The sequence below is a fragment of the Pseudomonas sp. CDFA 610 genome (assembly GCF_021147865.1).
GTDB classification, from domain to species: domain Bacteria; phylum Pseudomonadota; class Gammaproteobacteria; order Pseudomonadales; family Pseudomonadaceae; genus Aquipseudomonas; species Aquipseudomonas alliivorans.
In genome coordinates, this window is record NZ_JAGTPM010000005.1 from 115,452 (window position 1) to 134,923 (window position 19,472).

Consider the following 19,472-nt stretch of genomic DNA (forward strand, 5'->3'; position numbering starts at 1 on the left):
CTCGTGACTCTCAACTGCCGAGGTACGATTTTTATGACGTCTCTTCAGCTGATGACAGGCAACACTGTCGTCAAATCCACTGCAGTGGAAGAAGAATCAAAAGCTGTTTATCAATCCTTGATGAATGAAAGCACAGACGAGTCGCGACACGAGGCAGTCATTTTTCTTGAGCGTTGCCTTGCGATGGCGGACCGCGAAACGTGTGAGCTGCCGCCACAGCCAGAAGCCCTCGAACACTGGATCGAGCAGAACGTTGGTCAGATCGCCGAGCAGTACGCGGCCTATCTGGAACAGCGCCGTGCAGGCCAGCCGCGTCGTTTCTTCAAGAGCAAAGCCCATGCGATGTATTTCATCCAGCAGGTCGCGCCCACCAAACTGGTCGATGGCGCCTGGCTTTACGGGCTTCTGCCGCACTGGGCGGATTACCGTTTTCACGGGCTGATTCGTACCTATCTTGAAGAACTGGGCGACGGTGAGCAGGCGCAGAACCATGTGTCGCTTTACCGCAAGCTGCTGGCAGACCTGGACTGCGACACCAACGTACCGCTACAGGAAGAAGCCTATCTGCAAGGCGCAATCCAGCTGGCATTGGGGCAGTCGGGCGATGATTTTCTTCCCGAGGTAATCGGCTACAACCTGGGCTATGAACAACTGCCGTTGCACTTGCTCATTACCTCGTTCGAGCTGAATGAGTTGGGGATCGATCCTTATTACTTCACCTTGCATGTCACGATCGACAACGCCAGCACCGGGCATGCCCGCAAGGCTGCGCAGAGCGTCATGGCGCTGTTGCCGGTGGGTCAGGAGCGGGACGCGTTCTATCGTCGGGTCGCCAGCGGCTACAAGCTGAATGAGTTGGGCATTGGTTCATCGGCCGTCATCCAGTCGTTCGATCTGGAGCAGGAAGTGATCGCCATGCTCGAGCGCAAACGCACCTTTGGCCAGCACATGCATTCCGATTACTGCCGTCTGGATGGCAAGACCGTCAACGAGTGGCTCGCCAGCCCCGATCAGATTCCCGAGTTCCTCAGCGTTCTGGAAAACCGTGGCTGGATCAAGCGCCATGAAGACCCGATCCATAGCCGTTTCTGGCAACTGTTCGAGGGTGTCGGCGCGCCGATGTTCGGCGTGTTCAACGGCTACGAAAAACAACTGGTGCACGACTGGATTGCCGGTGACTGGCTGGCCGACGGCAGCGCTCAGCCCAGCGCGGGCAAGCGCCTGCCCGAAGCGTTTCGCTCAAGATTCCGCAACCTGCCGGGCAGCGGCCAACCTGTTCCTGCGCAGGCAAACGATGCCGATCCGGATGTGCGCGAGCTTCATATGAAACTGGAGTCCGTGGCGGCAACCGAAAAGATGCCGGTGCTGATCGAAAGCCTGTCTCCTTCCCGCCATTCGAGCGCAGCAGGTCTGTACGCCACACGCCTGTTCGTCTCGCACATGGCCGAGCGCATGACGGGAGTTCAAGCATGAGCCTGAGTTTGCCGGACCGCACGGCACTGACCACCCTCGCTCAGAAACTTGCAGCGGGCGGTTATCGCTTTATCACACCCACGCCGCTCACTCACCAGCGCGTCAACGAACGTCCTGAAAATCGCACTGCCCTTTCGCTGCGCGATGTATTCGGATGGAGCCGGATAATTCCCGAATCCATGCTGCCGGCGTCGGAAGCTCAGGGTCTTCTGGAAGCCGGGATTCTGCAGCGAAGTGACGACGGCCTGAAAAGCCGTGTCAGGTTTTCAAGCCTGGATGATTTGTTACTGGTGCATTCCGCCTACCCGACTCACGATGAAGATTCGGTATTTTTCGGGCCAGATACGTACCGCTTTGCCCGATCGATCAAAGGTCATCTGCAACGCACATCGCACCCGATAACGCGTGCCGTGGACATTGGTTGTGGTACTGGCGCAGGCGCGCTGCTCATTGCACAGGCACGTCCTGATGCGCAGGTTCACGCTGTGGATATCAACCCCAGAGCGCTGCACTTCGCTCAGGTCAACGCCTCCATCGCGATCGTTGAAAATCTGACCTGCAGTCACAGCGATATCCTCACCGGCCTTGCCGACAGCTTCGACCTGATCGTGGCCAACCCGCCCTACATGAAAGACACTCAAAAGCGTGCCTATCGCCATGGCGGAGACGCCTTGGGCGCCGACCTGTCGGTACGCATCGTGCGCGAGTCCATCGACCGCCTCTCGCCCGGCGGTTCGTTGTTGCTCTATACAGGCGTGGCTATGGTCGGCGAGCACGACCCGTTTCTGGAAGCCGTGCGCGGGGACATCGATCATACTGAGCTGGCATGGACCTACCGTGAGCTGGACCCCGACGTGTTCGGGGAAGAGTTGCTCGAAGAAGGCTATGAGGATGCGGAGCGTATTGCCGCCGTCGAGCTGATCGTGACGCGCAAGCCCGCCAGGACCTGAGACTCAATCAGCCGCTCTTAAGCCGCTTCGCGAGACGAGCATTCGAAACGGCGGATAAACACCCCAGCCTGGTAAATCCCGCGTGTTTGTTAGCCCGCTTGCCTGAGCATCTCCATCTCCGTGATTCGTTGACAAAAGACCTCGCTCAGCATCGGATCGAAATGATGATTCGCCTGCTCTTTGACGTAAGCGACAGAGGCCTCAAGACTCCAGGCGTTTTTATAGGGACGCTGAGTGCGTAACGCGTCATATACGTCACATAACGCAACGATCCGAGCACTCAGGGGGATCTGCTCCCCCGACAACCCCGAGGGATAGCCACTGCCGTCCCATTTCTCGTGATGCCCCAATGCTATTTCCGCGGCCATGTCGGTCAGCGCGGAACCGCAGGGATCATGCAGGATTTCGTAACCGATTTGAGGGTGCTGGAGCATTAGCAACCGCTCCTCGGGCGTCAAAGGCCCCGGTTTCTGCAAGATGTGATCCGGGATGCCGATCTTGCCGACGTCGTGCATGGGCGCTGCCTGCCTGATCAGTTCGCACCATTGCGCCGGCATACCGACGCTTCGCGCCAGCAACGCAGCGGTTTCGCCGATGCGGTGAATGTGATCGCCAGTCTCGTTGTCACGGTAGCTGGCTGCGCGCCCCAGACTGCGCAGCATGGCGCGATAACTCTCCTGCAATTGCGTGGTTCGCTGATCGACCTTGCGTTCGAGATCACGCTTGGCCTCCTGCAACATGCGGCTGTTTTGCGAAAGCGTCAGGCAACTGCGTACCCGTAAAAGCACCTCAGGCAGGTCGATGGGTTTGCAGATGTAATCGTTGGCACCTTTCTCAAGGCCAATCCGCCGGCTTTGAGGGTCATTCAAGGCCGTCACGATGATGATCGAAGAGGCCGTGCAGTCGCGGTCCTGCAGTGCATCGAGAATTTCGAAGCCATTGGGCGATGGCATGTCCACATCCAGTAACAACAAGTCCCAGCCGTGGGTTTGGCACCACAGCAGTCCCTCGGATGAGTTGGCGAAAATCTGAATATTCTGTAGACCAAAGGCACGCAGGCAAGACTCCAGAAGACGAAGGTTGGTTGCTACATCATCGATGATGACAATCACAGCATCGCTTCTTATGGCTGAAAACATGTTCCAACTCCTGTTTGAGAGCCGATGCGGCCCATTCCCTGTCATTCCTGGTGGGGCGAAGGGCTCTGCACGATATCTTCGGACGTGCTGTAGAACGGCAGCTCTATCCAGAATCGACTTCCGACACCGGTTTCGCTGCTGACTCCCATTCTCGCGCCCATGAGTTCCGCCAGCTCCCGGCACAGCGCCAGGCCAATGCCCGTGCCCTGTATCTTCGAATTTTCCTTGCCCAGCCGCTGAAAGGGCTGGAACAGCAGCTTCTGCATGCCGAGGTCCAGCCCCGGCCCTGTATCGGCGACAAACAGTCGCGTCGTGAGGTGCTCTCTGTCCATCTCCACGCCCATCACGATAGACCCTGCTGGCCGGTTGTACTTGGCGGCGTTCGAAAGAAGATTGAGCATCACCTGTTTGAGGCGACGGGCATCGGCCAGCACGATGCAGGGCTGATCCGGTAATTGCAGCGCCAGCGACAGCCCTTGCGCAACGGCCTGCGGCCTGATCATCTCCTGACACTCCAGCAGGAGCGCGCCGGCGTCGACGGGCCTGAGCGCCAGTCGCGGAGACTCGGCCTGCAGGCTAGACCAGGCCAGCAGATCCTCGACCAACTGATGCAGATGAGTCCCGGCATTGATGATTTCCTGAGCGTAGCCAGCATGCAGGGCCGCGCTGGAAGAGGCCTGAAATTGACTGAGCTGAGCGAAGCCGAGGATGGCATTCAACGGTGTCTTCAGCTCATGACTCATGCTGGAGATGAAGCGTGACTTTGCCTGACTGGCCGCCTGGGCTTCGAGAGTCTTGTCGCGCAGGTGCTGCTCGACCTGTTTGAGCGTATCGATGTCGACACACGTACCCACTACTGAGGGCTCGTGCGTGATCGCGTCCGGCAGCGTACTGGCGCGGCAGAGCAGCCAGACCAGCTCACCCTGAAGGTCCGGCAGCCTGAATTCAACCTCGGTGACGGGATGCTCGTTGTGCTGGGCCGCCTCTAACAGGCGCGAGAAGGCGTGGCGATCCTCTTCAGGCATGAGGCCGAGAAAATACTCGGTCGAAACGTGCCGGGACGGCAGGCCAAAGCGCTCTCGAAGCGCGCCCTTGAACGCGAACGTACGGGTATTGGGGGCGTATTCCCACAGACCTTCGGTGACGCTTTCCATCACCACCTCAAGCCGCTGCTGTACGGCCCCGCGACGTGATTCGGCGTCCGCCAGTTGTCGCCCCATGTCCAACGCATGGTTCGACATCAGGTTCAGCTCCTGAATGTTCGACTGACTTGCCTGAGGCGTCCAGTTGCCTTGGCCGATCTCGCCCATCATGTTGCACAGACCGGAAACCGGCGTATTGAGCTCCAGACTCAGTCGCCGGGCACGCAACCACAGGTAAGCGAAAAAGACGATGTAGAAGACAATCAGACCGATGACCATCAGGTAGCCGACCGTCCGGAAATGGCGGGCCAGACTCATGGGCTCCTGCATCACGACAGCTTCATCCACCACTGCCAGCAATCGCCATCCCGACAGCGCTACCTTGCTCCAGGCGATCAGGTGTGTGCGCTTGTCCAGTTCAACCGGCAACAACCCGTCAGGCTGGCTGTCCAGCGCCTGTGTAAGTGCACGAAACTCCGGGTGGGTGCCCATATTGAAGTCGGTGGGCTCGACGTATTCGTGCCGGATACCTTTGTACCCGCTCGACGTCTCGAGCTTGGTAACCCCGAAGGCAGCTTCGACGCCCTGTGGCAGGGCCATGATGTTGAGCTTGTCACTGACCAGCACCAGATAGCCATTGGAAGGTACATGCAGCGCGGCCATCTTCTGCAAAACGGCTTCTACCGTAATGTCGATGCCCACCACCCCTTTGAGCGTGTCGCCGTTGTAGACCGGCGTCACGATGGACATCATCCAGCCATTGCCAGCCGGATCCAGATAGACATCGGTCCAGACTGACTGCCGGCCGGGATTATGTTCGGCGTCGGCCAGGTAATAGAAGTTGAACCGGGTGATGTCCATGTCATGTGGGTACTGGGCCAGCGTGTCGATCCAGGGATAGATGCGGTTGTAGCTGTCCGGGCTGTTGAAGTACACGCTGGTGATCAAGGGATCGCCGTCTTTCAGCGCCTTCATCATGAAATCCACGCGGCTCAGGCGATCGACCTTGTCCAGGTCCTGCCGATCCAGGGGTGTGACATTCGAATAAAAGGACGCCGCGCCGCCGTCATCCTTCGCGCTGTAGCGCACACCGTCTTCGCTGACCGACAACTCGGCAGCGTGATAGGGAAGGGATTCGGCCAGTTCGGTTTCGATGTTCCGGGCAAGCAGCAGGGAGAGATTGTTGATGTTGGCCAACTGGCCTTCGACGATATCGGCATTTTGCGCCACCGATGCCTGCAGCTCTCGTGCAGCACTTTTGCGCAGGTACTCGCCCTGGGACTCAAGAATGGATTGATTAGTGAGGAAATAAGCCAGGAGCAGCGCTATTTCCACCATCACCAACGGTACCAGGCTGGTGCTTATAAAGGCCCGCCACATCCAGCTGCGAAAATTGAGCGTGGTCTGAGCCATGAAGGCGCTCCCGACGATTCCGACATCCATCGAGCGATGTAGTATTATTTTGACATCATTCTTGATGGGTTTCGGCAAGAAGTCCAGCGCATTTCCGAAAAACGGATGAGCCGCCAGGCCTCCTCTGTCTGATCGATATTCCGAGACCCAGCTGGCCATGAGCTATGATCAGGAGCATGCGTCCTCCGACGCGTCGGCATGGAAGTCATCATGATTCAGGATAAGTTGGACCGACGTGAACCCCGTTACCGTGAGATTTTCGACCACTCTCTGGACATGATGTGTCTATTGCAGGTGGGACCCGACCGGACATTGACCTGCCTGGAAGCCAATCCGGCGCTCTACCGCCGGCTCGCCTGCCCTCATGACAGACTGATCGGGGCCTCCGTCGAGCATATCCTGAGCCCCGACGTGGCCGAAGTGGTGCTGGCGATCTGTGGACATTGCATCGACGTCGGCGCCCCCATCGAGCTCGATGCCCAATTGCCCTGCGCGTCGCGTCCGGCGTATGTTCATTTCAATCTGGTGCCGCTCAACAATGACGCCGGCGACCTGGAACTTATTGCCTGCATTGCCAGGGACTTTACCGACCTTCGCGAAGTGCAACGCAAGGAGCGCGAACGCCAGCAGGAAATCGGCACCCTGGTTGAAAACTCTCCCGACGGCATCGCCCGGCTGAGTCCCGACAGACGCGTGTTGTACATCAACCCGGTGCTGGAGCAGTGGTTGAACCAGGCCAAAGGCGACGTGCTGCAGCGTCCTCTGGAAGAGATCCTTGTCGCCAGCAGGCAGTCCGGCCTCTTGCTCGCCGCGATCAAAGACGCAGTCGAACAGGCCAGTCCGGTGGAGCACGAATACATCCAGCATCGCCCTCAAGGGCGCCAGCGTGTATTTCAGATCAGCCTGGTACCCGAGCGTGACATGCAGGGTCGTCTCACCAGCCTTCTGGCGGTGATCCGGGACATCTCCAGATTGCGCAATGCCGAGCGCGGTCTTGCCTCATCGAACGCTCAATTGCGGGAGCTGTTGAGCAGCCGAGAGAACGCCCGAGAGGAAGAGCGCACACTCATTGCCCAGGAAATTCATGACGAGCTCGGTCAACACCTGACCGCGATTCGCATGGGTATTTCGTTGCTCAGGTTTCAATTCGGCGCTGAAGTGCCTGCCCTGGCCGATCAGGTCGCCAACCTGCTGCAACTGACCGACCGCACTGTGCAAGTGGTGCGCAATGTCTCCAACGCCCTGCGCCCCTCGGCGTTGAACATGGGGCTGGCGGCCTCGCTGGAATGGTTGACCGAAGAGTTCACGCGCCAATGGTCAATGCCCTGTGCGCTCGACCTGCCTGCACAGTTGCCGGCGCTGAACACCGCCGAAGCCACGACGCTTTTCAGGGTGGCACAGGAGTCACTCACGAACATCGCCCGTCATGCCAACGCTTCGCGCGTGACCATCACCCTGACTCTGGAAAACGACCGCTGGCGGCTGCAGATTGTCGATAACGGCCAAGGCTTTGACCCGAACAGCCTGGGCAGCAAGACACTTGGCTTGTTCGGCATGCGCGAGCGCGGGCGGGTGCTTGGCGGGGGGACCGATATCTCCAGCCGGCCTGGCAACGGGACCACCGTCAGTCTGTGGTTTCCAGCCCCAAGGAGTGCCTCCACGTGATTCGTCTACTGGTGGCCGATGACCATCGCATCATGCGTGAAGGGCTCAAGCAGCTGTTCGCGCTGGTCAAGGAACTGGAAGTGGTGGCAGAGGCCGAGAATTCTGCGCAGGTTCTGGACGGGCTGCGGGCGCACACGATTGATGTGTTGTTGCTGGACATGAACATGCCGGGCGAGTGCGGTGAGAACCTGATTGCCCGCATCCGTGCACACTACGCCCGGCTGCCGATTCTGATCCTGAGCATGCACAACGAAACCCACATCGCCCAACGCGCCCTTAGAGCCGGCGCCTCCGGCTACCTGACCAAGGACCACGACCCCGAGACACTGCTCGCGGCCATTCGCCGGGTGGCGTGCGGAGAACGCTACCTGGACCCGGTGCTGGCCGAAAAGATTGCCCTGCAAAGCACAACGAGCAACACGGCGATGACGCCAGGTGAAAGCCTTTCCGATCGCGAACTCCAGATCCTGCGCATGCTTGCCCAGGGTTTGAGTGTCAACGAGATCGCCCAAAGACTGATGATCAGCAACAAGACCGTCAGCACCCACAAGACACGCCTCATGGAAAAGATGAGCTTCCTGTCCAACGCCGACATCGTACGTTACGCCATTCAGCAGGACTGGATCTGACGCCTCTCTCATGACGTGTAAGGAAATCCCTACTCACTTCGCAAATTCCTATCTCACTATCAGCATTGCCTGATAGCTCTTTGACATCAATCATCGGAAGGTGGTGACAAGTCCCGACGAACCGTGATCTACCACCTGAGCGCAGGTGACAGGACGGTTCAGACAGTTGGAGTGCACCATGAAAGTACTGATTGCCGACGACTCGTCCCTGTCCCGCAAACTGGTTCTGCGGTCTCTTCCCGCGTCCCTGACCGAAGACGTCAGCCAGGCCGGCAATGGCGCTGAAGTCATGGCCGCTTACCACGCCGGTCTGGTGGAACTGTTGTTTCTCGACCTGACCATGCCGGTCATGGATGGCTTTGAAACTTTGGAGGCACTGAAGCGCGAGGAAGCCAACGTGGTAGTGGTCGTGATCAGTGCCGACATTCAGCCCTTGGCACGACAGCGGGTGAGAGAGCTGGGTGCCGCGGCGTTCGTGGCCAAACCGGTCACCGCCGAAGCGGTGTTCGAAGCCCTGCATCTCACAGGAGTTCTGTGATGAAAACACTGGCTGCACTCAACGAAGAGCAACGGGATGCGCTTCAGGAGTTGATGAACATTGCCATGGGGCAGGCCGCCGAACGCCTGGCCAGACTGACCGATACCATCGTGACGCTCTCGGTCCCGTTCATTCATCCGCTGATTCGCGAACAGAACAACCTGACGATTCCCGATCACCTGCGGCGCAACGCAATGATCGTCACCCGTCAGTCCTTTCTGGGCGAGCTGCGGGGCGAGGTGTTCGTCTGCTTCGGTGCCATGGGGGCTGACGAACTGGCCGGGCTGATGGGTTATGAGGGCGGTGGCCCTGCCCAGCAGGAAGAGCTGATGCTGGAAGTCACCAATATCCTTTCCGGTGCCTGCATCAGTGGCCTGGCCCGTCAGGTGGAGATCCAAGTGAGCTACGACGCGCCTTCCATCCTGTCCTGCGACAAGGGCCTGCAGAACGGCCTGGACCAGCTCAACCTGAACGAGCATCTGGCGATGGTGCTGGAGATCCGCTTCGGGGTTCAGGCGCACCAGTTCTCGTGCGACCTGTTGATCTGCATCACCGAGCGTACGGCCGGCATCGTCGTGCGAGCCATTGATCGGCTGCTTGAAGGTCTTTGAGGGAGCACGCTCATGACAGACAACAAAGCTATTTCCCGGGAAACCCTTGAGTCCATGCTCAAGGCCATCAATATGGGCGTGCTGCTGGTCGATCAGGACTACCGGGTGCTGTTCTCGAACCGCTTCATGTCCATCAACAGCGGCCGGTCGGCAGAAGACCTGATCGGGCGCACACTGTTCGAAGCCTTTCCTGAATTGCCCGAGCGCTGGGTCCGGCAGAAGATCAACAGCGTCTTCACCCTGCAGAACTTTGCCTTCACCTCCTGGCAACAAAGACCGCACCTGTTCAATTTCGGCAGCACCCGGCCCATCAGTGGGTCGGTGAAGCTCATGTATCAGAACTGCACGTTTTTCCCGGTTCAGGATGTCGACGGCAGCTCGCTCGGCGTAGGGCTGGCCATCGGCGACGCCACCGACACGGCGGCGCGGCAACTGGAGCTGGCGCAACTGAACGAGCTGCTGGAAACAGAAAAAAGCGCACAGGCACGCTTGATCACACGCCTTGAAGAAGCACAGGCGCAGTTGCTGCAGTCGGAAAAGATGGCCGCCATCGGACAGTTGGCTGCGGGCGTCGCCCATGAGATCAACAACCCCATCGGTTTCGTCTCCTCCAACGTCAACAGCCTGCGCGGCTACCTGACGGATGTGTTCGCGCTGATCGAGGCCTATGAAAAGGCCAATGACGAGGAACACTCACGCGCCCATCCCGAACTGCACTCGATTCTGGAGAAGGCCGACTACGGCTTCCTGCGCCAGGATATCAACGACCTGTTGCTCGAATCGGTGGACGGGCTGGACCGGGTCAACCGGATTGTTCAGGACCTGCGCGAGTTTTCCCATGTCGATAGCTGCGAATGGCAACTCGTCGACCTTCACAAGGGGTTGGACAGCACCCTCAACGTCATCTGGAACGAGGTCAAGTTCAAGGCACAGGTGATCAAGTATTACGGTGATATCGAAGCCATCGAATGCATGGGGTCGCAGATCAACCAGGTGTTTCTGAACCTGATCATCAACGCCAGTCATGCCGTGGGCGCCGATGGGGAAATCATCATCACCAGCGGTCGGGAGGGTGGCGGGGTGTTCATCGAAATCGCCGACAACGGCCATGGGATTCCGCCAGAGATCCAGAACCGCATCTTCGAACCCTTTTTCACCACCAAACCCGTGGGTATGGGTTCAGGGCTTGGCCTGTCGCTGTCCTACAACATTGTCATGAAGCATCAAGGCAGGCTCACAGTGGACAGCGATCCAGGTGCAGGCAGTCGCTTCCGCATATGGCTGCCACTGCGCCAGCCTCAAGCCCCTGCGCCCTCTTCCCCCTCACGCGTTGAAGGAAGCTGATCATGAACACTGTCCCTGTGAGCGGAAAACGCTACACCGTCATGCTGGTGGACGACGAGGAAAACATTCTCAACAGTCTGCGCCGAGTGTTGCGAGGCAAGCCCTATGACCTGTTGCTGGCCACCAGTGGCGCACAGGCGCTGAGTCTTTTCGAGCTGCACCAGATCGACCTGATCGTCAGCGACGCGCGCATGCCAGCCATGGACGGGCCGACCCTGCTCAGTGAGGTTCACCGGCGCGACCCGGAATGCATGACCATCCTGCTCACCGGTTACGCCGATATGAGCATGATCACCAAGGCGATCAACGAGGGGCATATCTTCCGATACATCAGCAAGCCATGGAATGACGAAGAACTCATGCTCACGCTCGAGCAGGCGCTGGAGATGCAGAGTGTTCGTCGTGACCGTGACGCATTGCTCACACTGGCCGACGCCCAGGTCGAAGCCTTGCGTGAGTTCAACGAAACCCTCGAACAACGGGTCGCGGCGCGAACCAGCGAGCTGCAGCAGACCGCTGATATGCTCGACCTGGCCTATGACGAGCTCAAGCACAGCTACGTGGTCTGTACCGAAGTCTTTTCATCACTGGTCAACCAGCGCCTGCCAAGGGCACGCCAGACCAATGAACGGGTCATTGAAGTGGTGCGCGCCTACTGTGCACGCCACGGCGTCAGCGAGGCCGAAAGCCGCAACCTTTCGATGGCGGCGGCCCTTTATAACATCGGCAAGTTGGGCTGGAGCGATACCATGCTGTCGGGGTGTGCCGACCTTCTGCTGCGCACGCACGCCGAGGAGTACAAGGATTATCCCGGCAAAGGTGAAGCACTGATGATGGCCCTGGAGCCGTTGCAGGACGCCAACCCTCTGATCCTTCATCATCAGGAGCATTGGGACGGAAGCGGTTTCCCTGATCGGCTCAAGGGACAGGCCATCCCGCTCGGCGCACGCATTCTCAAACTGGCGATCGACTTCGTGGAATTGCAGTGCGGGCTGGTGCTTGACCGCTACCTCACACGCGACGAAGTGCTGGCGCACCTGCGTCATCACAAGGCTCATCTGTACGATCCGGCGCTGATAGAGGGCTTCATCGAGGTCTGCCTGCATCATCTGCCGGAAAACTTCATCGACCCTTCGGTGAAGGCCCTGGAGGTTCGTCGCTTGCTGCCAGGCATGGTGCTGAGCCGGAACCTGAATGCCAGCAATGGCATGTTGCTGCTCAACGAAGGCAAGGTCCTTACAGCTCTGCTGATCGAAAAACTGTTGGCCTTTGAAGCCGTCGACGGCGGGCATTTCACGGTGTTCGTGCGAGCTGACAATGCTCCAAGACAGGTCAGCCAGCCGCAAGCCTGCGCGGACTGAATGTACCCCCCGCAGGATGTGAACCATGGTCCAGAGGCTTCTGATTGTCAGTGACTCCAGCGTCCTCTGCCGCATGCTGGTCATCACGCTCAAAGGTGCCGGCTACAGCGCGCTGGAGTGCTGTGGGAGCGCCCGGACGCTGGACCGGCTCGGCCAAAGCCGGACTCACCTGATCATCATCGACAGGGACCTGACGACCATGGACAGCCTGGCGCTGATTGAACAGATACGACACAGACCGGACTGCAGATTTACGCCGATCCTGCTGCTGGCTGCACACAGAGACGGGTGGATGGCGCTACGCGGCCAAGAGCTCGGTATCAGGGACTGGCTCGTCAAACCCTTTCAGCCACAGCATCTGCTAGTGATGGTTTCCAGACTGATACTCGCCTGACGAGGAGAGCACCCATGCCCGACAACAGCTGCCTGTTGCAGCGAATCGTCATCAAGGAAGGCGATTTGACAATACATACGGTCGTTGCCCAGGAAGGCCTGTTACTGGAATTGATACCCATGGCTCTGGAAGTCGAAATCGACTTGGGCGATGTGCTGGAAATAGACGCGGCGGGACTGCAATTACTGATTACGGCCAAAACCGAGTCGCTACGCCTGGGTCGCCGTCTGCTGCTGAGTAACGCCAGTGAAGTGACCATCATGGCGCTACAAAGCCGAGGACTTGTCCGCCTGTTGCACGCTTAGGGAGAACTCTGGAAAGCGGCCAGTCCCTGGCCGTTGAACGTTCGGCGGCGTGTTGCGCAACCTCAGTCCGAGTGTGAGTCGATATCCGGCCGATGGCTGGCCCTGTAGCGACCCGGTGGCATGCCGAACCATCGTTCACAAGCCTTGTTGAAAGCACTCTGGTTCTTGAACGCCACCCTGTAGCTGATTTGCTTGAGTGACAGTTGAGTACTGGTCAGCAGCTGATGGCTCTGTTGAGATCTGACGACGTCTATGAGCTTTCTGATGCTCTTCCCTTCAAGCTCAAGCGCCTGCGTCAGTTGGTAGGGCGTCAGTTTCATCGTGTGGGCGATGGTTTCGAGCGTCAGCGGCTGGGTTTGATTAAGGAGTTTGAGCACGGCACTTTTGGTGCGGGCACCCATTTTGTCCGTCATCACCTGTCGCGGCTGTACTGCGAGGTGGTCGCTGTGTATGGCCTGAAGTGACTGATTGCTCGTGGCTGTCGGAAGGTTGCCGTCCTCGTGACTGAACGCAAGCGAGTTGTTTTCAGCAGAAAACCGGAGTTCGGGTCCGAACAGGCTTTCCAGTGCTCGGGTATCTGCCGGTCTTGCGTAGGTGAACTCGGCGAACACCGGCATTATTTTCCGGCGGGGCACCAACCAGTGGATCAGCCCCAACGTCATCGAGGCAATACCGTCGATAAACGCTCTGGGCAGTTCGGCGTCGTTCAGGTCCTCGGCGAATCCGGCGATCTTCACGGTTCGGGGTTGCTCATCCAGAAACATGCAGAACCCGGTACCGATCAGATAATGGAAGTCCACGATACAGGCAAGTGCATCACGGACGGTGGGACTGGACATGACCGCATAACCCAAAGATCCCAGATTCCCCGGATGAGCCTTGTGATAGGCAAGAAGGCCCATATCGTCATCACCTCCTGAGCGCTGCACCATGGCAAAAAACTGATCCAGCACATGAAGAGGAATATGTGACGTCTCGTCGCCAGCCCTTAAGTTCTGAGTGATGACCGCAGGGAGGGGCACTGTAGTCTGGCGTCACGCCAAGGGATTTCAGCAGATGCCAGACCTCAACGGTTTGAAAAATGCCCTGATCTCTTCAGCAAGGAGTTCGGGTTGTTCAAGCGCCGCGAAATGGCCACCGCGGGCCATGCGCTCCCCACGATGAACATCAAATACGCGCTCGACCTGACAGCGCGGGAGCATGGGTAGTTCTTTGGGGAACAGGGCAACGTCCAACGGCGTTTCCAGTCGCTCGCCAGTTCCGAACACGAGCAGGTTCAATCGATTCTCCTTGTACAACCTCAAGGCTGACTGGAATAAACCCCACCGAACTCAAGATGGCAGGGGCGCTCAGCCAAGCGATACCGGTGAGCAGTCCTCGGGCGCGTCGCTACCTCCTTCGCTCGGCTGGCAGAGTCATCAAAAAGGGGAACCGGCTTATCCGGTGGGGCATCAAAAAACGTAGACGAACGGTCGCATAATGTTATGTTATAACACAAGCGCTTTTCTTCAACGCAGTCTTCCTGAGCGACCCACCCGTCATGATCCACTCCTTTTCACGGTCCAGAACCGCAGCCGCCAGCCTGTGTCTGCTGGCAGGCAGCAGCGCCGCTTACAGCAACGCTTCAGAACAGGTAGAGCTCGCTCCGTCCATGATCAGGTCCACCGCCAATGGACAGGAGGCTGACACTCTGGATGCCGTGACCGGTGCCGGATCACGCCTTCAGCTGACAGCCCTGCAGACCCCGGCAAGCACCAGTTCTCTTGATGGCGATGAGGTGCGCAGCCGGGGCGACGCCAACGTGCAGCAAGCCGTGGCACGCAGCCCTGGCATTACCGCTATCGGTACAGCGGGCGATGGCGGCACAGCGTTGTCTGCCCGAGGTTTTACCGGACAGGGGTCGGTGATGCAGCTGTATGACGGCAGCCGCATGTACAGCGCCATGGGCACCGTCACGATGCCTGTCGACACATGGGCAATTGATCGCATCGAAATACTGCGAGGTCCGGCTTCGGTGCTCTACGGCGAAGGCGCGACGGGTGCTGTGATCAATGTCATTCCCAAGAAACCCTTTGAAGGCGAGATCCAGAACCATCTTCGCCTGGGCTACGGTTCTTACGACAGCCATCAGGCCGCACTCGACAGCGGCGGCTCGTTGTCCGATCAATTGAGCTATCGCCTGAACGTCAATCAGCTGAACAGCAACGGCTGGGTGGATCGCGGAGATTCGGCCAGCACCTTCTTCAGCGGGGCATTGCGCTGGCAGGCCAGTGACACCTTGTCCTTTACCCTCGCCCACGACGGCGGCGAGCAGCGCCCGATGAATTATTTTGGCGTGCCAATGATCAACGGCCGCTATCACGAAGGCCTGCGGGACAAGAACTACAACATCCAGAATGACGTACAACGCTACGACGATCAGTGGACGCGGCTGACCACCGACTGGCAGATTTCCGATCAGGTGACGTCATCCAACGAGCTGTATTACCTGACGTCGCACCGACGCTGGCAGAACGCTGAAAACTACAACTGGAATGCCGCGACACAGCAACTGTCGCGCAGTGGCTATTTCAGCATCAAACACAATCAGGAACAGGCAGGCGATCGCCAGACCTTCACCTTCAAGCACAGCCTGGCCGGCCTCGAGAGTCAGAGCGTGCTGGGCACGGACGTCAACCGGATACGCTTCAAGCTGACCAACAACTCGCCTTATGACGACGTGAACCCGGCCGGCGATCCGATTGATATCGAGAACCCCGCACCTGGCGGTTTTCAGAGCGCTTCGCCCTACGCCGAGCTGTTCAAGAGTACGACGCGGCAATTGTCGGTCTTCGGCGAAAACCGCACCCTGCTGACCGATCAGTTATCGATCATCACAGGCTTGCGACGTGACTACGTGAACATCGAACGCAATGCGTTGCGTGACGACAGTCGCACCGAAAAAGACCTGATCGGCAACAACTGGAAAGTCGGCCTGGTCTACGCACTGACCCCGAACAGTTCGGCTTACGCGCAATACTCCACCAGCACCGATGGCGTCGGCAGCCTGGTTTCGCTCAATCCGGGCCAGCAACAATTCGATCTGGCCACCGCCCGGCAATCGGAAATCGGCTTCAAACAGGCGCTGTGGGATGAGCGTCTGGAATGGACGCTGGCCGCCTATCACATCGTCAAGAAGAAGCTGCTCACCACCGATGCAGGCAATCCTGACCTCACCCAACAGGTCGGACACCAGTCTTCCAGCGGACTGGAGGCGAGCCTGAAGCTGCAACTGCCGCAGTACTGGGCGCTGACCGCCAACGCAGCCTTCGTGCGTGCTCGCTACGATCAGTTCGATCAAAGCGTTGCGGGTGTGGCCGTGTCGCGTGACGGCAATACACCGGTCGATGTGCCGAAACGCACGGCCAACCTCTGGCTCGACAAACAGCTCAGCAGCGTGCTGCAGATCGGCGGCGGGCTGCGCTATGTCGACAGCCGTTACGCGGATATCGCCAACACCCGAGAATTGCCCGCCTACACCGTAGCCGACGCCAGCCTGTCGTGGAAAGCACTGCGCAATACCACGCTGGGTCTGCAGATACGCAATCTGTTCGATCGTCAGTACGCGGCCAGTCAGTACAACGAGGGGCAGCAATGGATCCTCGGAGAACCGCGCTCCCTGTACGTCACCGCGGACCTGAGCTTCTGATGCTTACCCTGAAGAACCTGGCCTGGGCCCCGGAACAAGCGTCTGTCTGCGACCACGAACATTTCGCCCTCAAGGGCATCGACCTGCAGATCGCCGCAGGCGAATTCGTGGGGCTGATCGGTCCCAATGGAAGCGGCAAGACCAGCCTGCTGCGCTGCGCGTTCCGCTACAGCCGCCCGCACAGCGGTAACGTCACGCTGACCGACCATGACATCTGGAGCCGCAGCCCGCGCTGGTGCGCACAGCATGTCGCCGTGGTTGCCCAGGAGTTTCCCGACGCATTCGGCCTGACACTGCTGGATGTCACGGCGATGGGGCGCGCACCTCATCAGGGATTTTTCGCAGCGGACAGTGCCGAAGACCGTGCCATCGTGCAGCGCGCCCTGAAAGCCGTCGGGCTGGAAGGCTATGAACAGCACCGTTTCGACACCTTGTCCGGCGGCGAAAAACAACGTTGCCTGCTGGCGCGTGCGCTGGTTCAGCAACCGCAATTGATGGTGCTGGACGAACCGACCAACCATCTCGATCCGCGTCATCAGCTCGAACTACTGGGGCTGGTCAGACATCTCGGCGTGGCGACGCTGGCCAGCATTCACGACCTGAACCTGGCAGCGGCGTTCTGCGACCGGTTGTATGTGGTGCACCACGGCCGGCTGGTTGCTCAAGGCACGCCTTGGGACGTACTGACCCCGGACCTGTTGCTCCGCGTGTTCGGCGCCAAGGCGTTGGTCGATTGTCATCCTCTGCGTGATTACCCGCGCATCACATGGATTCCCTGAAATGAAGCCGTTGTTCACGTGGCTGACCCTGTCCACACTACTGATCATCCCGATGGTGCACGCCCAGAGCACGACCTACCCGGTCACCGTGCAAAGCTGCGACCGCTCGGTAACATTCGACGCTGCGCCGCAACGCGCGGTCAGCAACGACATCAACCTCACCAAAATGATGGTCGCGCTGAGCCTGCAATCTCACATGGTGGGCTACAGCGGCATCACCGGATGGAATAAACCCGACCCCGCGTTGCTGCACGACCTGGGCAAGCTGCCCGAACTGGCAAGCAAATACCCGTCAGTGGAAAACCTGCTCAACGCCAACGCCGATTTCTACTTCGCAGGCTGGAATTACGGCATGCGGGTCGGCGGCGACGTGACACCGCAGAGCCTGGCAACACTGGGCATTCAGACCTACGAGCTGACCGAATCCTGTGCTCAGATCATGCCTCGCGCTGAAGCGACGCTGGATGACGTGTACAACGACTTGCTCAATCTGGGCCGTATATTCAATGTGCAGGACCGGGCACAAACGCTGGTGACTGACATGCAGAGCCGGGTGAGTCGGGTCGACGAGCAACTGGCGGGACAGGTGCCCCCGCGTGTCTTTCTGTACGACAGCGGCGAAGACCGGCCCATGACCGCCGGGCGTCTGGCAATCCCGCAAGCGCTGATCAGCGCAGCGGGCGGGCGCAACGTCATGGGCGATGTCGCGGCCAGCTGGACCCACGTGAATTGGGAGTCGGTGGTGCAGAGCAATCCCGAGATCATCGTGATCGTCGACTACGGCGAAGTCAGCGCCGCACAAAAGCAGCAATTCCTGGAGCACAACCCGGCCCTTCAAACCGTCGATGCGGTTCGCAACAGGCGCTACGTCGTATTGCCCTACGTCGCCGTCACACCGGGAATCGATAACGTCGCCGCCATCGAGACTCTGGCGGCGGCCTTTCACGATGTGGCGCGATGACCCTGTCGCAGTGGCTGACGGAACGACGGAGCCGCTACACAGGTTTGCTGATCACCCTGACCATTGTGCTGCTGATCTCGTGCCTGGTGTCTGTCACCTTCGGCGCAGCGCCTGTGCCGCTGGAGCAGGTCATCGGCATCCTGACCTTCAAACTGTCAGGCATCGGTCACGGGCATCACCTCTGGACGGCGGGACAGGAAACCATCGTCTGGCTGATCCGCATGCCGCGTGTGTTGCTGGGCGCTCTGGCAGGCGCAGGCCTGGCGCTCATCGGCTGCGTACTGCAAGCCGTCACCCGCAACCCGCTGGCCGATCCCCATCTGCTGGGAGCCACCTCAGGCGCCACACTCGGCGCCGTGATGGTGGTCATGCACGTCGGTGAAATCCTCGGCATGCTGACCTTGCCCCTCGCCGCGTTCGCAGGCTCGCTCGCCAGCCTGATCCTGGTGCTGTGGCTGTCCAGCCGCAACGGCCGCCTCGACAGCCAGCGCCTGCTGTTGAGCGGCGTCGCCGTATCATTCGTCATGATGGCCATCGCCAACCTGCTGCTGTTTCTGGGCGATCACCGCGCCAGTTCTTCCGTGCTGTTCTGGATGCTGGGCGGCCTTGGCCTGGCTCGCTGGGAACTGCTGACGGTTCCCCTGGTGACCGTGCTGGCAGGCTGGATATTGCTGCAGGGACTCGGCCGCGCGCTGAACGCCTTGATGGCAGGCGATCAGACCGCCGTCAGCCTGGGCCTGCAAGTGCGCAACGTCCGCCTGCTGGTATTCCTGATCGCCTCGCTCATGACCGGCGTACTCGTCGCCCTGTGTGGCTCCATCGGCTTCGTCGGCCTGATGGTGCCGCACATCGCCAGACGCCTCGTGGGCTCGGAACACCGACGGTTGCTGCCGGTTGCGACGCTGCTGGGCGCGTTGCTGATGGTGTGGGTCGACGTGGTGTCGCGCACGTTGATTGCACCCGAGGATCTGCCCATCGGGATATCGACGGCGTTATTGGGCGGGCTGTTTTTTATTTTTATGATGAGGCGGGGGTGAGAGAAGAGGCCGTGCCGTAGTGTAGTGGTCTAATGAAACCGGA

18 protein-coding genes are annotated in these 19,472 nt (G+C 59.3%); 14 read left to right on the forward strand and 4 right to left on the reverse strand.

What is annotated here, in order from left to right; genetic code table 11:
- Positions 1-33 precede the first annotated feature (33 nt).
- Both KDX39_RS10510 and KDX39_RS10515 read left to right on the forward strand, forming a co-directional pair.
- On the forward strand, positions 34-1,473 hold the full coding sequence (locus KDX39_RS10510; protein ID WP_231660307.1) for an iron-containing redox enzyme family protein: 1,440 nt from the start codon (positions 34-36) through the stop codon (positions 1,471-1,473).
- Positions 1,470-2,423, forward strand: a complete 954-nt coding sequence (locus KDX39_RS10515; RefSeq protein WP_231660308.1) for a methyltransferase — start codon at positions 1,470-1,472, stop codon at positions 2,421-2,423. Before KDX39_RS10510 ends, KDX39_RS10515 begins: the two co-directional genes overlap by 4 nt.
- Positions 2,424-2,512: 89 nt before the next feature.
- Here the strand turns inward: KDX39_RS10515 and KDX39_RS10520 are convergent, their stop codons facing one another.
- Both KDX39_RS10520 and KDX39_RS10525 read right to left on the reverse strand, forming a co-directional pair.
- A complete protein-coding gene (locus tag KDX39_RS10520; RefSeq protein WP_231660309.1) occupies positions 2,513-3,562 on the reverse strand; it encodes a response regulator in 1,050 nt (349 codons plus the stop codon).
- A gap of 41 nt (positions 3,563-3,603) precedes the next feature.
- Entirely contained in the window at positions 3,604-6,117 is a 2,514-nt protein-coding gene (locus KDX39_RS10525) for a sensor histidine kinase (protein ID WP_231660311.1), read from the reverse strand.
- A gap of 210 nt (positions 6,118-6,327) precedes the next feature.
- On the opposite strand from KDX39_RS10525, the gene KDX39_RS10530 reads away from it, so the two are divergent.
- The 8 genes from KDX39_RS10530 (at position 6,328) to KDX39_RS10565 (ending at position 12,964) form a co-directional block, all read left to right on the forward strand.
- The gene (locus KDX39_RS10530; protein ID WP_231660313.1) at positions 6,328-7,782 is read left to right on the forward strand and encodes a PAS domain-containing sensor histidine kinase; all 1,455 of its coding nucleotides are present in this window, start codon (positions 6,328-6,330) and stop codon (positions 7,780-7,782) included.
- Positions 7,779-8,411 (forward strand): response regulator, encoded by a 633-nt coding sequence (locus tag KDX39_RS10535; protein ID WP_231660315.1) that lies wholly within the window; start codon positions 7,779-7,781, stop codon positions 8,409-8,411. Before KDX39_RS10530 ends, KDX39_RS10535 begins: the two co-directional genes overlap by 4 nt.
- A 178-nt stretch (positions 8,412-8,589) precedes the next feature.
- Complete coding sequence (locus KDX39_RS10540; protein WP_231660317.1) at positions 8,590-8,949, forward strand: response regulator; 360 nt, start codon at positions 8,590-8,592, stop codon at positions 8,947-8,949.
- Positions 8,949-9,560 (forward strand): chemotaxis protein CheC, encoded by a 612-nt coding sequence (locus KDX39_RS10545; protein ID WP_231660319.1) that lies wholly within the window; start codon positions 8,949-8,951, stop codon positions 9,558-9,560. The genes KDX39_RS10540 and KDX39_RS10545 overlap by 1 nt, the downstream gene beginning before the upstream one ends.
- 12 nt (positions 9,561-9,572) lie before the next feature.
- Complete coding sequence (locus tag KDX39_RS10550; RefSeq protein ID WP_231660321.1) at positions 9,573-10,904, forward strand: ATP-binding protein; 1,332 nt, start codon at positions 9,573-9,575, stop codon at positions 10,902-10,904.
- A gap of 2 nt (positions 10,905-10,906) precedes the next feature.
- Positions 10,907-12,265, forward strand: coding sequence for an HD domain-containing phosphohydrolase (locus tag KDX39_RS10555; RefSeq protein WP_231660323.1), 1,359 nt, complete (start codon positions 10,907-10,909; stop codon positions 12,263-12,265).
- A gap of 25 nt (positions 12,266-12,290) precedes the next feature.
- Positions 12,291-12,659: a response regulator gene (locus KDX39_RS10560; RefSeq protein WP_231660324.1), complete on the forward strand. Its 369-nt coding sequence runs from the start codon at positions 12,291-12,293 to the stop codon at positions 12,657-12,659.
- Between the two features lie 14 nt (positions 12,660-12,673).
- Positions 12,674-12,964, forward strand: coding sequence for an STAS domain-containing protein (locus KDX39_RS10565; RefSeq protein ID WP_231660326.1), 291 nt, complete (start codon positions 12,674-12,676; stop codon positions 12,962-12,964).
- 62 nt (positions 12,965-13,026) lie between these two features.
- On the opposite strand, the gene KDX39_RS26415 is transcribed toward KDX39_RS10565, so the two are convergent.
- Positions 13,027-13,986: an AraC family transcriptional regulator gene (locus KDX39_RS26415; RefSeq protein ID WP_231660328.1), complete on the reverse strand. Its 960-nt coding sequence runs from the start codon at positions 13,984-13,986 to the stop codon at positions 13,027-13,029.
- A gap of 27 nt (positions 13,987-14,013) precedes the next feature.
- Positions 14,014-14,244: a hypothetical protein gene (locus KDX39_RS10575; protein ID WP_231660330.1), complete on the reverse strand. Its 231-nt coding sequence runs from the start codon at positions 14,242-14,244 to the stop codon at positions 14,014-14,016.
- Between the two features lie 260 nt (positions 14,245-14,504).
- Here KDX39_RS10575 and KDX39_RS10580 point away from each other — a divergent pair, with 260 nt between their 5' ends.
- From KDX39_RS10580 to KDX39_RS10595, 4 genes are read left to right on the forward strand one after another with little or no spacing between them, the layout of a single operon-like run.
- A complete protein-coding gene (locus KDX39_RS10580) occupies positions 14,505-16,652 on the forward strand; it encodes a TonB-dependent receptor (protein WP_231660331.1) in 2,148 nt (715 codons plus the stop codon).
- The gene (locus tag KDX39_RS10585) at positions 16,652-17,431 is read left to right on the forward strand and encodes an ABC transporter ATP-binding protein (RefSeq protein ID WP_231660332.1); all 780 of its coding nucleotides are present in this window, start codon (positions 16,652-16,654) and stop codon (positions 17,429-17,431) included. Before KDX39_RS10580 ends, KDX39_RS10585 begins: the two co-directional genes overlap by 1 nt.
- A 1-nt stretch (position 17,432) precedes the next feature.
- On the forward strand, positions 17,433-18,392 hold the full coding sequence (locus KDX39_RS10590) for an ABC transporter substrate-binding protein (RefSeq protein WP_231660333.1): 960 nt from the start codon (positions 17,433-17,435) through the stop codon (positions 18,390-18,392).
- Positions 18,389-19,429, forward strand: coding sequence for a FecCD family ABC transporter permease (locus KDX39_RS10595; protein ID WP_231660335.1), 1,041 nt, complete (start codon positions 18,389-18,391; stop codon positions 19,427-19,429). Before KDX39_RS10590 ends, KDX39_RS10595 begins: the two co-directional genes overlap by 4 nt.
- Positions 19,430-19,472 lie beyond the last annotated feature (43 nt).

Bases quoted from the DNA above. Each gene is read 5' to 3' on its own strand.
- KDX39_RS10525 (WP_231660311.1), bottom strand. From the start codon at position 6,117: ATGGCTCAGACCACGCTCAATTTTCGCAGCTGGATGTGGCGGGCCTTT.
- KDX39_RS10590 (WP_231660333.1), top strand. From the start codon at position 17,433: ATGAAGCCGTTGTTCACGTGGCTGACCCTGTCCACACTACTGATCATC.
- KDX39_RS10530 (WP_231660313.1), top strand. From the start codon at position 6,328: ATGATTCAGGATAAGTTGGACCGACGTGAACCCCGTTACCGTGAGATT.
- KDX39_RS10545 (WP_231660319.1), top strand. From the start codon at position 8,949: ATGAAAACACTGGCTGCACTCAACGAAGAGCAACGGGATGCGCTTCAG.
- KDX39_RS10540 (WP_231660317.1), top strand. From the start codon at position 8,590: ATGAAAGTACTGATTGCCGACGACTCGTCCCTGTCCCGCAAACTGGTT.
- KDX39_RS10565 (WP_231660326.1), top strand. From the start codon at position 12,674: ATGCCCGACAACAGCTGCCTGTTGCAGCGAATCGTCATCAAGGAAGGC.
- KDX39_RS10560 (WP_231660324.1), top strand. From the start codon at position 12,291: ATGGTCCAGAGGCTTCTGATTGTCAGTGACTCCAGCGTCCTCTGCCGC.
- KDX39_RS10520 (WP_231660309.1), bottom strand. From the start codon at position 3,562: ATGTTTTCAGCCATAAGAAGCGATGCTGTGATTGTCATCATCGATGAT.
- KDX39_RS10580 (WP_231660331.1), top strand. From the start codon at position 14,505: ATGATCCACTCCTTTTCACGGTCCAGAACCGCAGCCGCCAGCCTGTGT.
- KDX39_RS10550 (WP_231660321.1), top strand. From the start codon at position 9,573: ATGACAGACAACAAAGCTATTTCCCGGGAAACCCTTGAGTCCATGCTC.
- KDX39_RS10515 (WP_231660308.1), top strand. From the start codon at position 1,470: ATGAGCCTGAGTTTGCCGGACCGCACGGCACTGACCACCCTCGCTCAG.
- KDX39_RS10595 (WP_231660335.1), top strand. From the start codon at position 18,389: ATGACCCTGTCGCAGTGGCTGACGGAACGACGGAGCCGCTACACAGGT.
- KDX39_RS10585 (WP_231660332.1), top strand. From the start codon at position 16,652: ATGCTTACCCTGAAGAACCTGGCCTGGGCCCCGGAACAAGCGTCTGTC.
- KDX39_RS10510 (WP_231660307.1), top strand. From the start codon at position 34: ATGACGTCTCTTCAGCTGATGACAGGCAACACTGTCGTCAAATCCACT.
- KDX39_RS10555 (WP_231660323.1), top strand. From the start codon at position 10,907: ATGAACACTGTCCCTGTGAGCGGAAAACGCTACACCGTCATGCTGGTG.